At 42.0% G+C, this 13,413-nt stretch carries 17 protein-coding genes and 1 other RNA gene; 13 read left to right on the plus strand and 5 right to left on the minus strand.

Annotation, left to right across the window (positions count from 1 at the left end):
- Positions 1 to 69 precede the first annotated feature (69 nt).
- Both pdxS and pdxT read left to right on the plus strand, forming a co-directional pair.
- Positions 70 to 945 (plus strand): pyridoxal 5'-phosphate synthase lyase subunit PdxS, encoded by an 876-nt coding sequence (gene pdxS / locus B7723_RS09500; RefSeq protein ID WP_000138534.1) that lies wholly within the window; start codon positions 70 to 72, stop codon positions 943 to 945.
- On the plus strand, positions 946 to 1,527 hold the full coding sequence (gene pdxT / locus B7723_RS09505; RefSeq protein ID WP_084849404.1) for a pyridoxal 5'-phosphate synthase glutaminase subunit PdxT: 582 nt from the start codon (positions 946 to 948) through the stop codon (positions 1,525 to 1,527).
- A gap of 19 nt (positions 1,528 to 1,546) precedes the next feature.
- Here the strand turns inward: pdxT and trhA are convergent, their stop codons facing one another.
- Positions 1,547 to 2,194, minus strand: coding sequence for a PAQR family membrane homeostasis protein TrhA (trhA, locus tag B7723_RS09510; protein WP_001097972.1), 648 nt, complete (start codon positions 2,192 to 2,194; stop codon positions 1,547 to 1,549).
- Positions 2,191 to 2,637 (minus strand): DUF1836 domain-containing protein, encoded by a 447-nt coding sequence (locus tag B7723_RS09515; RefSeq protein WP_084849403.1) that lies wholly within the window; start codon positions 2,635 to 2,637, stop codon positions 2,191 to 2,193. Before B7723_RS09515 ends, trhA begins: the two co-directional genes overlap by 4 nt.
- A 134-nt stretch (positions 2,638 to 2,771) precedes the next feature.
- Here B7723_RS09515 and B7723_RS09520 point away from each other — a divergent pair, with 134 nt between their 5' ends.
- From B7723_RS09520 to trxB, 7 genes are all read left to right on the plus strand, one after another.
- Positions 2,772 to 3,266, plus strand: coding sequence for a GNAT family N-acetyltransferase (locus tag B7723_RS09520; RefSeq protein WP_084849402.1), 495 nt, complete (start codon positions 2,772 to 2,774; stop codon positions 3,264 to 3,266).
- Positions 3,263 to 3,778, plus strand: coding sequence for a methylated-DNA--[protein]-cysteine S-methyltransferase (locus B7723_RS09525; protein WP_084849401.1), 516 nt, complete (start codon positions 3,263 to 3,265; stop codon positions 3,776 to 3,778). The genes B7723_RS09520 and B7723_RS09525 overlap by 4 nt, the downstream gene beginning before the upstream one ends.
- Before the next feature lie 12 nt (positions 3,779 to 3,790).
- The gene (locus B7723_RS09530; protein ID WP_084849400.1) at positions 3,791 to 4,147 is read left to right on the plus strand and encodes an arsenate reductase family protein; all 357 of its coding nucleotides are present in this window, start codon (positions 3,791 to 3,793) and stop codon (positions 4,145 to 4,147) included.
- Between the two features lie 156 nt (positions 4,148 to 4,303).
- The gene (locus tag B7723_RS09535; RefSeq protein ID WP_084849399.1) at positions 4,304 to 5,104 is read left to right on the plus strand and encodes an amino acid ABC transporter permease; all 801 of its coding nucleotides are present in this window, start codon (positions 4,304 to 4,306) and stop codon (positions 5,102 to 5,104) included.
- Positions 5,104 to 5,847, plus strand: a complete 744-nt coding sequence (locus B7723_RS09540) for an amino acid ABC transporter ATP-binding protein (RefSeq protein ID WP_084849398.1) — start codon at positions 5,104 to 5,106, stop codon at positions 5,845 to 5,847. Before B7723_RS09535 ends, B7723_RS09540 begins: the two co-directional genes overlap by 1 nt.
- 77 nt (positions 5,848 to 5,924) lie before the next feature.
- On the plus strand, positions 5,925 to 6,149 hold the full coding sequence (locus tag B7723_RS09545; protein WP_084849397.1) for a DUF4059 family protein: 225 nt from the start codon (positions 5,925 to 5,927) through the stop codon (positions 6,147 to 6,149).
- Positions 6,150 to 6,214: 65 nt separating this feature from the next.
- Positions 6,215 to 7,126, plus strand: a complete 912-nt coding sequence (gene trxB, locus B7723_RS09550; RefSeq protein WP_084849396.1) for a thioredoxin-disulfide reductase — start codon at positions 6,215 to 6,217, stop codon at positions 7,124 to 7,126.
- 236 nt (positions 7,127 to 7,362) lie between these two features.
- Here trxB and rlmB read toward each other — a convergent pair whose 3' ends face one another.
- The gene (gene rlmB / locus B7723_RS09560) at positions 7,363 to 8,091 is read right to left on the minus strand and encodes a 23S rRNA (guanosine(2251)-2'-O)-methyltransferase RlmB (RefSeq protein WP_084849394.1); all 729 of its coding nucleotides are present in this window, start codon (positions 8,089 to 8,091) and stop codon (positions 7,363 to 7,365) included.
- Positions 8,092 to 8,135: 44 nt separating this feature from the next.
- On the minus strand, positions 8,136 to 8,747 hold the full coding sequence (gene def / locus B7723_RS09565) for a peptide deformylase (RefSeq protein ID WP_042767740.1): 612 nt from the start codon (positions 8,745 to 8,747) through the stop codon (positions 8,136 to 8,138).
- A 155-nt stretch (positions 8,748 to 8,902) separates the two neighbouring features.
- Between def and B7723_RS09570 the strand changes: the two genes are divergently transcribed.
- From B7723_RS09570 to ssrA, 4 genes are all read left to right on the plus strand, one after another.
- Positions 8,903 to 10,222 carry a CapA family protein gene (locus B7723_RS09570; protein ID WP_083306903.1) on the plus strand — a complete coding sequence of 440 codons (1,320 nt, stop codon included), beginning with the start codon at positions 8,903 to 8,905 and terminating at the stop codon, positions 10,220 to 10,222.
- Positions 10,223 to 10,245: 23 nt separating this feature from the next.
- Positions 10,246 to 11,073 (plus strand): Cof-type HAD-IIB family hydrolase, encoded by an 828-nt coding sequence (locus tag B7723_RS09575; RefSeq protein ID WP_084849393.1) that lies wholly within the window; start codon positions 10,246 to 10,248, stop codon positions 11,071 to 11,073.
- A 1-nt stretch (position 11,074) separates the two neighbouring features.
- Entirely contained in the window at positions 11,075 to 11,710 is a 636-nt protein-coding gene (locus B7723_RS09580; protein WP_084849392.1) for an SGNH/GDSL hydrolase family protein, read from the plus strand.
- 58 nt (positions 11,711 to 11,768) lie between these two features.
- Positions 11,769 to 12,116: a transfer-messenger RNA gene (ssrA, locus tag B7723_RS09585) on the plus strand.
- Between the two features lie 134 nt (positions 12,117 to 12,250).
- Here the strand turns inward: ssrA and B7723_RS09590 are convergent.
- Positions 12,251 to 13,333: a tyrosine-type recombinase/integrase gene (locus B7723_RS09590; protein ID WP_084849391.1), complete on the minus strand. Its 1,083-nt coding sequence runs from the start codon at positions 13,331 to 13,333 to the stop codon at positions 12,251 to 12,253.
- Positions 13,334 to 13,413 lie beyond the last annotated feature (80 nt).

Genomic DNA, 13,413 nt, shown 5'->3' on the forward strand with positions numbered 1-13,413 from the left:
CTTGTACTTCATTCTAATCTGACTTAAAATGAAATGGTAGCTACTAATACAAGTGATGAGGATTAAGAAATGACTGAAAATCGTTATGAACTAAATAAAAACTTGGCACAGATGCTCAAAGGTGGGGTTATCATGGACGTTCAGAACCCTGAACAGGCTCGGATTGCGGAAGCTGCTGGTGCAGCAGCTGTCATGGCCTTGGAGCGCATTCCAGCTGATATTCGTGCAGTTGGTGGGGTTTCCCGTATGAGTGATCCAAAGATGATTAAGGAAATCCAAGAAGCGGTGAGCATTCCAGTGATGGCCAAGGTTAGAATCGGGCATTTTGTAGAAGCTCAGATTTTAGAGGCTATTGAGATTGACTATATCGATGAAAGTGAAGTGCTGTCTCCAGCTGACGACCGTTTCCATGTGGATAAGAAGGAATTCCAAGTTCCTTTTGTCTGTGGGGCTAAGGACTTAGGAGAAGCCTTACGTCGTATCGCTGAAGGAGCATCCATGATTCGTACCAAAGGAGAACCGGGTACAGGAGACATTGTTCAAGCCGTTCGTCATATGCGCATGATGAATCAGGAAATTCGCCGTATTCAAAACCTACGTGAGGATGAGCTCTATGTGGCTGCAAAAGACTTGCAAGTCCCTGTTGAATTGGTTCAGTATGTCCATGAACATGGAAAATTGCCAGTTGTAAACTTTGCAGCCGGAGGTGTGGCAACACCAGCAGATGCTGCTCTGATGATGCAATTGGGAGCAGAAGGTGTTTTTGTTGGATCAGGTATTTTCAAGTCAGGAGATCCTGTTAAACGAGCAAGTGCCATTGTTAAAGCCGTAACCAACTATCAAAATCCTCAAATTCTGGCTCAAATCTCAGAAGATCTAGGGGAAGCCATGGTTGGTATCAATGAGAATGAAATCCAAATTCTCATGGCTGAGCGAGGAAAATAGATGAAAATCGGTATATTAGCCTTGCAAGGTGCCTTTGCAGAACATGCAAAAGTGTTAGAAAACTTAGGTGTTGTTAGTGTCGAAATCAGAAATTTAGAGGATTTTCAACAACATCAGAGTGACTTGTCCGGTTTGATTTTGCCTGGTGGAGAATCTACAACCATGGGCAAACTCTTGCGTGACCAGCAGATGTTGATTCCCATCCGAGAAGCTATTTTATCTGGACTCCCAGTCTTTGGAACTTGTGCGGGCTTAATCTTGCTAGCTAAGGAAATTATTTCTCAGGAAGAAAGTCATCTAGCGACTATGGACATAGTAGTTGAGCGCAATGCCTATGGGCGTCAACTAGGAAGTTTTTATACAGAAGCAGAATGTAAGGGAGTTGGCAAGATTCCAATGACCTTTATCCGCGGACCAATTATCAGCAGTCTTGGAGAGGGTGTGGAAATCCTAGCAACAGTTGATGATCAAATCGTTGCAGCTCAAGAAAAAAATATGCTGGTAACCTCTTTTCATCCAGAATTGACAGATGATGCTCGCTTGCACCAGTACTTTATCAATATGTGTAAAGAAAAAAGTTGAGAATCTTTTCTCAACTTTTTTACATGTAATAAACAATCGCGATATATTGAAGTGCAGATGCCGCTAGGATAAAGAGATGCCAAATCATGTGGAAATAAGGTTTTTTCTTAGCGTAAAATCCAGCTCCAACTGTATAACAGAGTCCGCCAGTTACCATGAGACTCCAAAAGATGGGCGTTGTTTGACTGATAATGGCAGGAATGATAGCTAGAACCAACCAGCCCATAATCAGGTAAAGGGCAAGGCTGAATTTCTCATTAACCTTTTTAGCAAAGATTTTATAGAGGATGCCGAAAATGGTTGTTCCCCACTGAATGGCAATGATCAGATAGCCAAACCAGTTATTCATCAAAGTCAATACGACCGGCGTATAAGAGCCAGCGATAGCCACATAAATCATAGAATGATCGATGATTCGCAAGACGTATTTGTGGGTCGAACCATAGGCCATAGAGTGGTAAATGGTTGACGAGAGGAACATGAGAAAGAGACTGATAACAAAGATAGAAACACCAAAAGATGATAAAAAACCATGTGCTTCATAACTATAGGTGGATGAAATAGGGAGTAGGATGAGCATGATAACGGCACCCACAGCATGGGTCACGCTATTAGCAATTTCCTCTCCAAAACTGAGTTTTTTACTGAGTTTTAGACTGGTATTCATTGGATTTCCTCCTCTTCTTTAATAAGGATTAAGTCTAGAGTTTGATGATAGAGTTTAACCGTTTGACAGCTGGTTTGGATAATAGGATTTTCTGGATCAATCCCATGGTTCATGTAGTCCACAAAAGAATTGTAGAGCTGGTCTGAGCTCGCTTGAGTTTCTAGACTATTAAGCGTCTGGGCGATTTCCTGGATCGAAAAGACAGATTTGAGAGTAGTGATAGCAATCAAACGGGCAATCTGTTTGCGTTGGTATTTTTTCTTGTCAGGCTTTGTCAGATAACCATGTTTGACATAGTTATTGACCATGGATGCGGTCAGGCCCTTGTCCTTATCTGGAGAGATAGGGGCACAGACTTGATTGACATAAAGTAAAACTTGATCCAGATAGAGGTCAATGTTTGGAATGTCTTCCCATTTTGGGTAGGAAAAGTTAGAATTCATTTCCAACTCCTTTTTATCTAGTTTTGATAACTAGATTATAAAATAATAAAAAACAAAAGTCAAGTTTCAACTGCTTGTAGAAAGCTTTAAATTATGCTATGATGAGAGAAACTAGTTAGAAATGAGGGGAAAAGATGGAGATTCGTTTAGCCTTTCCAAACGAAGTAGATGCGATTATGCAGGTGATGGAGGATGCCAAAAAGTGTTTAGCCAAGTCTGGTAGTGACCAGTGGCAAAATGGCTATCCAAATGCCGACATCATTATTGATGATATCATCTCTGGTCAAGCCTATGTGGCCTTAGAAGAGGGAGAACTGTTAGCCTATGCTGCTGTGACCAAGAACCCAGAGGAAGCCTATGAAGCGATTTATGAAGGAAGTTGGCAGGGGGAAGAATCAGAATATCTGGTCTTTCACCGTATCGCTGTGGCAGCAGATGTCCAAGGACAAGGAGTTGCTCAGACTTTCCTAGAAGGATTGATTGAAGGTTTTGATTATCTAGATTTTCGTTCAGATACGCATGCACATAACAAGGCCATGCAGCATATCTTTGAAAAGCTGGGCTTCAGTCAGGTTGGAAAAGTTCCAGTTGATGGGGAACGTTTGGCCTATCAGAAATTAAAAAAATGACGCAGAAAAAGTACGCAAAAATGTTCTACCCGTCGCCAATTGGGACCTTATCCTTAGTTGCTGACGAGCAATATCTGTATGGAATTTGGGTACAGGACCAAACTCATTTTGAGAGGGGATTAGGGGATGAAACGATAGAAGAAGTTGCTAGCCATTCTGTATTAGAGAAAGTTATTTCCTATTTAGATACCTATTTCGAAGGCAGTGTTCAGCATCTATCTGACTTACCTTTGGCTCCCATTGGAACGGATTTTGAAAAGCGGGTCTGGGCTTACTTACAGGCCATTCCTTATGGTCAAACAGTAACTTACGGACAAATAGCTCAAGACTTGCAAGTGGCTTCTGCTCAAGCGATTGGCGGAGCAGTGGGACGTAATCCTTGGTCCATACTCGTACCCTGCCATCGTGTGCTGGGGTCAGGCAATCGTCTGACAGGCTATGCATCGGGAGTCGAAAAGAAAGCCTGGCTCTTGCAACATGAAGGTGTAGCATTTCAAGAAAATAAAAAATAGAAAGAAAAGAAGATGTTAGAATTTATCGAATACCCAAAATGTTCAACTTGTAAGAAAGCAAAAAATGAATTGGATAAACTTGGACTGGAATACCAAGATGTCCACATCGTAGAAGAAACACCAAGTGAAGACGTGATTTTAAACTGGTTGGAAACTTCCGGTTTTGAAGTGAAACAATTTTTCAATACCAGCGGGATCAAATACCGTGAACTGGGCCTAAAAGATAAGGTGGGAAGTTTGTCAAAAAAAGAAGCAGCCAAGCTTCTAGCGAGTGATGGTATGTTATTGAAACGTCCAATTTTGGTGGAGAATGGTGCTGTTAAACAAATCGGCTATAGAAAACCCTATGAGGACTTAGGTTTGAGATAGTTTTTATTTATCTCCTTGATAGGTAAAATATATAGCCTCCCTGTTTTAAAGTATGATAAACTAGAAGATAGACGAAGTCTGAGCAGCTCGTAGCAAATAATTTGCTTGCGAGCAGAAGTATGATAGAATGAATCATTATCAGGAGAGGATGTTTTTATGACTGTTATAACATTTTTAGCATCAGATTGGTACCAAAGTTTGATGCAACTCATTCCGGATGGTAAGCTCTTTAGTTTGCGTTCGGTCTTTGATGGAATTCCAAGGATTGTCCAACAACTGCCTACAACCTTGATGTTGACGCTTGGGGGTGCACTCTTTGGTTTGCTACTTGCCCTGATTTTTGCCATTGTTAAGATCAATCGTGTTAAGATTTTATATCCCTTGCAGGCCTTTTTCGTCAGCTTCTTAAAAGGTACCCCAATCCTAGTCCAACTTATGTTGACCTACTACGGAATTCCTTTGTTATTGAAAGCTATCAACCAGCAATGGGGCACTGGTTTTAATATCAATGCGATTCCAGCGGCACTTTTTGCGATTGTGGCCTTTGCTTTTAATGAGGCGGCTTATGCAAGTGAAACGATTCGTGCAGCCATCCTTTCTGTTAACCCAGGTGAAATTGAGGCGGCACGCAGTTTGGGTATGACTCGTGCGCAAGTATACCGTCGTGTGATTATTCCAAATGCGGCGGTGGTAGCGACGCCGACTTTGATCAACTCCCTTATCGGCTTGACCAAGGGAACTTCTCTAGCCTTTAGTGCGGGTGTTGTGGAAGTCTTTGCTCAAGCTCAGATTTTAGGTGGAGCTGATTATCGCTATTTTGAACGTTTCATCTCCGTTGCCCTTGTTTATTGGGTAGTCAATATCGGAATTGAAAGCCTCGGCCGTTTCATTGAGAGAAGAATGGCTATCTCAGCGCCGGATGCAGTATCTACAGATGTGAAAGGAGACCTTCGTTAATGATTAAGATTTCGAATTTAAGCAAATCCTTTTCAGGACAGACAGTCTTGAATCATCTGAACTTGGATATCCAAAAAGGCGAGGTAGTGGCTTTGATTGGTTCATCTGGAGCTGGGAAATCAACCTTTCTTCGAAGTTTAAACTATCTTGAAACTCCAGATAGTGGAACGATTCAGATTGACAATTTTAAAGTTGATTTTTCTAAGATTAGCCAAGAAGAGATCCTAACCCTTCGTCGCAAGTTGTCTATGGTTTTCCAACAGTTTAATTTGTTTGAACGCCGAACAGCTCTTGACAATGTCAGGGAAGGTTTGGTTGTCGTTAAAAAATTATCGGACGAGGAAGCAACAAAAATCGCCAAGGAAGAGTTGGCTAAGGTTGGACTTTCTGACCGTGAAAACCATTACCCTCGCCACTTATCAGGTGGACAGAAGCAACGGGTTGCCCTCGCGCGTGCGCTTGCTATGAAACCAGATGTCTTGCTCTTGGACGAACCAACGTCGGCACTGGACCCAGAATTGGTCGGTGAAGTAGAAAAGTCTATTGCAGATGCAGCCAAGTTAGGTCAGACCATGATTTTGGTCAGTCACGATATGTCTTTTGTAGCCCAAGTGGCAGACAAGGTTTTATTCCTAGATAAAGGGAAAATCATCGAGTCTGGCACACCGGATGAAATCATCAATCATCCGAAAGAAGAACGGACAAAAGAATTCTTTGCTAGTTACAAACGGACTTATATTTGATATAATAGAAAAAGGAAAACTCAGTTAGTTGGACTAGCTGAGTTTACTCTTTAAAAAAGATAGAAACGAGAGAGATCATGCTACTGCATTTATTTTCTTTGTATTTCGAGAGTTTGATCTTAACGACCGTCCTTGTCGTGATTTTTCTGGGGATTTGGATCGGATTGAGAGCCATGTCTGGTGTGGACAAGACAGCCAAGGCTCGCCAAGCTCATCTCTATGATATTATTATGATTGGAGTTTTGGTCGTTCCGGTATTATCCTTTGCCGTCATGAGTTTGCTCTTGGTTTTCAAGGCATAATCCTTGCGTGACTAGCAAGAATGAGTTAGAATAAAGATAGTTACAACAAGAAAGAAGGAATCGAAATGTATGATACGATTATTATCGGTGCTGGACCTGCGGGAATGACCGCTGCCTTATATGCTGCTCGCAGCAATCTGAAAGTGGCTTTGATTGAAGGTGGTCTGCCAGGCGGGCAAATGAATAACACATCTGATATTGAAAACTATCCAGGTTATGCCAATATCAGTGGACCTGAATTGGCTGAAAAGATGTTTGAACCACTTGAAAACCTTGGAGTGGAGCATCTTTATGGCTATGTTGAAAATATTGAAGACCAGGGTGACTATAAGAAGGTAATCACTGATGATCAAGTTTACGAAACCCGTACTGTCATTGTAGCAACTGGTTCTAAACACCGTCTTTTGGGAGTTCCCGGAGAAGAAGAACTGAACAGTCGAGGTGTTTCTTACTGTGCGGTCTGTGATGGAGCTTTCTTCCGTGATCAAGACTTGCTCGTAGTTGGTGGTGGAGATTCAGCGGTAGAAGAAGCTCTCTTCTTGACTCGCTTTGCCAAGTCCGTCACTATTGTTCACCGTCGAGATGAACTTCGTGCCCAAAAGGTTTTGCAAGACCGTGCCTTTGCAAATGAGAAAGTCAACTTTATCTGGGATTCTGTTGTCAAGGAAATCAAAGGTGAAAACCGAGTAGAATCTGTCGTATTTGAAAATGTAAAAACGGGTCAAGTGACAGAACAAGCCTTCGGTGGTGTCTTTATCTATGTTGGTTTGGATCCTGTTAGCGATTTTGTTAAAGAATTGAATATCCAAGACCAGGCAGGCTGGATCTTAACAGACAATCACATGAAGACGGCTTTTGACGGGATCTTTGCGGTTGGGGATGTTCGCCAGAAAGACCTTCGCCAAGTGACAACAGCAGTTGGAGATGGAGCCATCGCTGGTCAAGAAGCTTACAAATTTATTACAGAACATAGTTAATACACTTCGAAAATCTCTTCAAACCACGTCAGCTTCGCCTTGCCGTAGGTATGGGTACTGACTTCGTCAGTTCTATCCACAACCTCAAAACAGTGTTTTGGGCTGACTTCGTCAGTCTTATCTACAACCTCAAAGCAGTGCTTTGAGCTGTCTACAGCTAGCTTCCTAGTTTGCTCTTTGATTTTCATTGAGTATAATCATAAAAAAGTTTCCAATCAAGTGATTGGAAACTTTTTTTATAGTCGGTTTCGGAAAACTTCGTACATGAGAATGGCTGCAGCAACACTGGCATTGAGGCTTTGAACATGCCCATTCATGGGAATGGTTATCATTTCATCGACCTGTTTTTTGATGTTGCTCGAGATGCCTTTTCCTTCATTTCCTATGATGAGGACGATTTTCCCTTTTGTATTCCACTTGTGGCAAGGGGTACCGTTCATATCCGTTCCAAAGGTCCAGAAGCCTTCATCCTTGAGTTTGTCTAGGGTTTGACTGAGGTTGGTCACTCGCGCAATCGGTACATGCTCAATAGCACCTGTGGCCGTTTTGGCAACGACAGGAGTCACTCCGACAGCACGGTGCTTGGGAATGATGACACCTGAAACATTGGTCGCATCAGCTGTTCGCAAGATAGAACCTAGATTATGGGGATCAGTTAGACCGTCCAGAATCAATAGCAAAGGATTTTCTTCTTGACGTGTTTTTGCAAGGATGTGATCCAGCTCGCTATAGGCAAATTCGGACACTCGTAGAACAAAACCTTGGTGGACAGCGCCTTCTGTCATCTCAGAGAGGGATTTTTTTGAAGTCCAAGAAATGGACACCTTTTTTTCTGTAGCCAGTTCCTTGACCTTCTCAATATTCTTACCTCGAAGATCTTCTTGGAGGTAAAGTTTGTTTCCAGTGTTTGCAAGGAGGGCTTCTGTAACGGCGTGGACGCCATAGACAATATCATTTGTTTTCATGCCTCTATTATAACACAAAACCCCGTCTTGCAACGGGATTTTCTTTATTCAAGGATGAGGAGTCCATCTTTGACAGCAAATGGATCTTTTTCATTGATACGATCGTAAAACATGATTCCGTTTAGGTGATCAATTTCATGTTGGACAACGATGGAGTTGTATCCTTTGAGCTTGATACGGTGTTTTTCTCCATCTTTGTCAAAGTAGTCAACAGTAACGCGAGCATGGCGGACTACATAGCCAGGTACGTTTCGGTCAACAGACAGGCAACCTTCTCCTTCGCCAAGAGCAGCGTCCTGAACAGAGTGAGAGACAATTTTTGGATTGTACATAATAGCTTGCAAGTCGTAGGCTTCCTGTGGAGTTTCACCTTCTTCCACAATATTTGGCACTAAAACAGCGATAATGCGTTTTGAGATATCGAGTTGGGGAGCAGCAAGTCCAACCCCACCGCGGAGTCCCATCTTTTCAGCCATAACAGGATCTTGGGAATGTTTGAGGAATTGCATCATCTTTTCACCAAGGATGATTTCCTGGTCAGACAGTGGGAAAGTGACCTCCTCAGCAACTGCGCGAAGAGTTGGATTCCCCTCGCGGATAATATCGTTCATATCAATTAAGTGAGCAGCTTTTGTAATACGTTCTATTGCAGACATTTTCTCTCCTTTCATTACCTCTACATGATAACACAAAATAGGCGAGAAAGAAAGTCGCAGAAGTTCCTAAAAAATAATATAATAAACGGTATTCCTCTTTTGTCTGTGGTATAATAAAAGAAAAGACTTGCACCAAAAAACAAGGGGGAATAAAGATGGAAAAGCGACAAGATAGACGGTCTCAGGGCTCTCTTTATGGGGTGTGGAGAACTAGTGTGGATTTCTTTCGGAATTATAAATCCTGGACCAATGCCCAGTTTATTATTGTGTTATTGCTTGCAGTTGCCTTATCCATGGGGGGGAACTTATTAGTTCGAGCAGTACAAGGTAGTAAGGGAACAAGCCCTGGTAGCCAAACTCTTGATTCAGCTAGTACATCTGGTCAATCCAAGGAAGATCAGTCTGGTGAAACAACGGCACGTATCATGGCAAATGGTGACCTTCTTTATCATATCCCTATCTACCGAACAGCTCTTAAAGAAGATGGGACCTATGATTTCCATGAAAATTTTGAGTATGTAAAACCCTGGCTCAAGCAAGCGGATTTAGTGATTGGTGACTTTGAAGGAACTGTGAACAAGGACCACTATTTGGCAGGTTATCCTCTTTTTAATGCACCTGGTGAGGTAATGGATGCGATCAAGGATGCAGGCTATCAAGTTCTTGACCTGGCTCACAATCACATCCTAGATTCACAGATAGAGGGAGTGGTTTCAACGGCTCAAGCTATTGAAAAGGCTGGAATGACACCCATCGGAGTCTACACACATGAATCCCGAGACCAAGCTCCTATAGTCATCAAGGAAGTCAATGGTATCAAGGTAGCTCTCCTGGCCTATTCCTACGGTTTTAATGGCATTGAGCAGTATATCTCTCAAGAGGACTATAATCGCTATCTTTCTGATTTGAATGAAGATAAGATGAAGGCAGAAATCGAGCGTGCAGAGAAGGAAGCGGATATTACTGTCATCATGCCTCAGATGGGAATTGAGTACCAGCTAGAACCAACGGAAGAACAGAAAACACTGTACCATAAGATGATTGACTGGGGAGCTGATATTATCTTTGGAGGGCATCCTCACGTCGTTGAACCTGCCGAAACAGTTGAAAAAGATGGTGACAAAAAACTGATTATCTATTCCATGGGAAATTTCCTCTCAAACCAGCGCATTGAAACCATGCAAGATGAGGAAAATGCCAAGTGGACGGAGCGCGGTGTTCTCATGGATGTGACCATTAAGAAAAAAGATGGCAAGACTAGGATTGAAACTGCCAAAGCGCATCCGACTTGGGTCAATCGAACACCCAAAGGAACTTACTCTCCAGAAGGCTATCCGCTCTTCCTCTATCAGACCTATATCCTAGAGGACTTCATCGAGGGGGGCAGTCACCGTGACAAGTTGGACGAGGCGACCAAGGAACGAATTGACACGGCCTATAAAGAAATGAATGAACATGTAGGGTTGAAGTGGTAGGTACTCGCCCTAAAGGAGACGAGATGACGATTAAATTGATTGCAACAGACATGGATGGAACCTTGCTAGACCCGAGGGGGCAGCTGGATTTGCCCCGCTTGGAAAAGCTTTTAGATCAGCTGGATCAAAGGGATATCCGTTTTGTCATTGCGACAGGGAATGAAGTTCACCGTATGAGGCAATTACTGGAGCACTTGGCGAGTAGAGTAGTTCTGGTAGTTGCCAATGGGGCGCGTATTTTTGAAAACAATAAACTGATTCAAGCGCAGATTTGGGATGATGCTACGGTTGACAAGGCTCTCCTTCATTTTAAAGGGAGAGAGTGTCGAGATCAGTTCGTCGTTACCAGTATGAATGGGAGTTTTGTCAAGGAAGGAACGGTTTTTACAGACCTGGAAAAATTTATGACTCCAGAGATGATTGAAAAACTTTACCAAAGGACCAATTTTGTGGATGAGCTAAACTCAGACCTCTTCGGTGGAGTGTTAAAGATGAGCATGGTTGTTGGTGAAGAACGTTCTAGTTCAGTTTTGCAGGAAATTAATGATTTATTTGATGGTCGTGTAAGAGCTGTTTCTAGCGGTTATGGCTGTATCGATATCCTGCAGGCTGGGGTTCACAAGGCTTGGGGATTGGAAGAATTACTCAAGCGCTGGGATTTGACATCAGAACAAATCATGGCTTTTGGTGATAGCGAAAACGATATCGAAATGTTAGAGCTGGCTGGAATTGCCTATGCGATGGAAAATGCGGCTGATGAGGTCAAGGCAGTTGCGACTGCCCTGGCACCAGCCAACAGCCAGGCGGGTGTGTATCAAGTTCTAGAGAATTGGTTAGAGAAAGAGGGATAGGGTGGCAGTACAGTTATTAGAGAATTGGCTCTTAAAGGAGCAGAAAAAAATTCAAACCAAGTATCGTGAATTGAATCAAGTATCTGTTCTAGAGCCAGATATCATCTTTATTGGTGATTCGATAGTGGAGTATTACCCTCTTCAAGAGTTGTTTGGGGTTGCCAAGACGATTGTTAATCGTGGCATACGAGGCTATCAGACGAGATTGTTATTAGAGAATTTGGATGCCCATCTTTATGGTGATGCTGTCGATCAAATTGTTCTCCTAATAGGAACAAATGATATTGGAAAAGATATTCCCATGAATGAAGCCCTGGATAATCTTGAAGGTGTGATTCAATCGCTCAACCGAGATTATCCGCTGTCACAAATAAAGCTTGTTTCTATTCTGCCAGTCAATGAAGGAGAAGAATACAAGCAGACAGTATATATTCGTACCAATGAAAAGATCAGAGAATGGAATCAAGCCTATGAGGCTCTAGCCTCCGCCTATATGCAAGTAGATTTTCTACCAATTTATGATAGTTTGACAGATTCAGAAGGACAACTTCAATCAGCCTATACAACGGATGGCCTCCATCTAAGTGTAGCCGGTTATCAAGCCTTATCAGAAGCCTTAAAAGGGTGCCTTTTCTAAAGAAACGGCTTGATTTTGCATTTTTTTTGAAGATAGGTTATAATAGTTCTAACATCCTGGGGTCGTTACGGATTCGACAGGCATTATGAGGCATATTTTGCAACCCGTGTGGCGACGTAAACGCTCAGTTAAATATAACTGCAAAAAATAACACTTCTTACGCTCTAGCTGCCTAAAAACCAGCAGGCGTGACCTGATTTGGATTGCTCGTGTTCAATGACAGGTCTTATGATTAGCGAGATACGATCAAGCCTTGTCTAGTGGTTTGATAAGAGATTAATAGACTCGCAGTTCCTAGGCTTGAGTTATGTGTCGAGGGACTATTAAAATAATACATAACCTATGGTTGTAGACAAATATGTTGGCAGGTGTTTGGACGTGGGTTCGACTCCCACCGGCTCCATTATTATTTCTTAAAACTTCTTAAAACTTCTTAAACCGTTGAATTGTCAACGGTTTTTATTTTATCTTTTTTATTATTTTCTAAACTTTTTTAAAAAAAGGAGTTACAAAAGGAGTTACAAAAAGGAGGTATCCCTCCTAAAAGTCTATATAATTCGCAAATCTTTCCCCGATATCATCTTTTGCTTGTTTGGTAATGTGAGTATAGATATTCATGGTCGTTTTTAAATCCGAGTGGCCGAGCCTATGCTGAACTTGCTTCAAGGTCATGCCTGCTTCAAAGCATAGACTAGCGTGCGTGTGCCTGAAACCGTGTATCTTAATTGGCTTTACTTTGCTATCTTTGACAATATCTAGCAGCCATTTTCTAGGCAGCGTGCTAGGAATGGGTTTATTCAATTCATTTCCAAAAATGTAATCTGAGTCAGTCGAACTTTTCTTGTACTCAGATAGCAGTTTTTGAGTTTTTGGATCAAGACTTATCAAACGTTTACTGCTAGCGGTCTTAGTAGAGCCTATTTCTTCGCCCGCAAAACCTCTTGTAATGGCTTTGTTTATGTCCAGAGTGTTATCTATCCAGTCCTCCCATTTAAGGGCTAAAATCTCGCCTTTTCGTGCCCCTGTGAATGCTAACAGACGGAACAGAGTAATCTTCCTAATATCCTCTGTCTTATCTACCAGTTTTAGAAATGCTTTCAGCTCTTTCTTGTCATAAAATTCGCTAGTGCTATCATGGCGCTTCTTTACTGTAGTCACTACGCTATCTATAGGATTGCTACTTGTGTAGCCATGCCGCACAGCATACTTAAAGATATTGTTCATCAAGCCTTTTAGCTTGCGGCCGTAGACAAGCTTTTTCGACCAAGCGTTGACTTGCTCTTGCATTTGTATAGGGCTTATGTCGATTATTTTTTGGTTGCCTAATTCTGGGTAAATATGGTTCTTGATATTTCTGTAGGTCTTAATATATGTGCTTTCCTGTACAGTATCATAGTATTCTTTTAGCCATTCTTCGCATACTTCATAAACCGTCTTTTCTGTCTTGCTTTCCTCGGTCTTTTCTAATTCCTCTTGTAAGTTTAGAATGGCAGCTCTAGCTTTCGCTTTAGTCTGAAAACCTCTGCGGGTCACATATCGGCTAGTGCCTTTTGCTTTTCCCATGTAAACACGGATCATATAAGCCGTATCACCATTTTTCTTCTTGTAAGATTTGATTTCCATTGATTTTGACCTCATTATTTGATAAAATGAGTACAAGAAAACGACCTTTTGAATGGTTGTTTCTTATACAGGATTTCCCT

Source organism: Streptococcus oralis subsp. oralis (assembly GCF_002096435.1).
GTDB lineage: Bacteria > Bacillota > Bacilli > Lactobacillales > Streptococcaceae > Streptococcus > Streptococcus oralis_AA.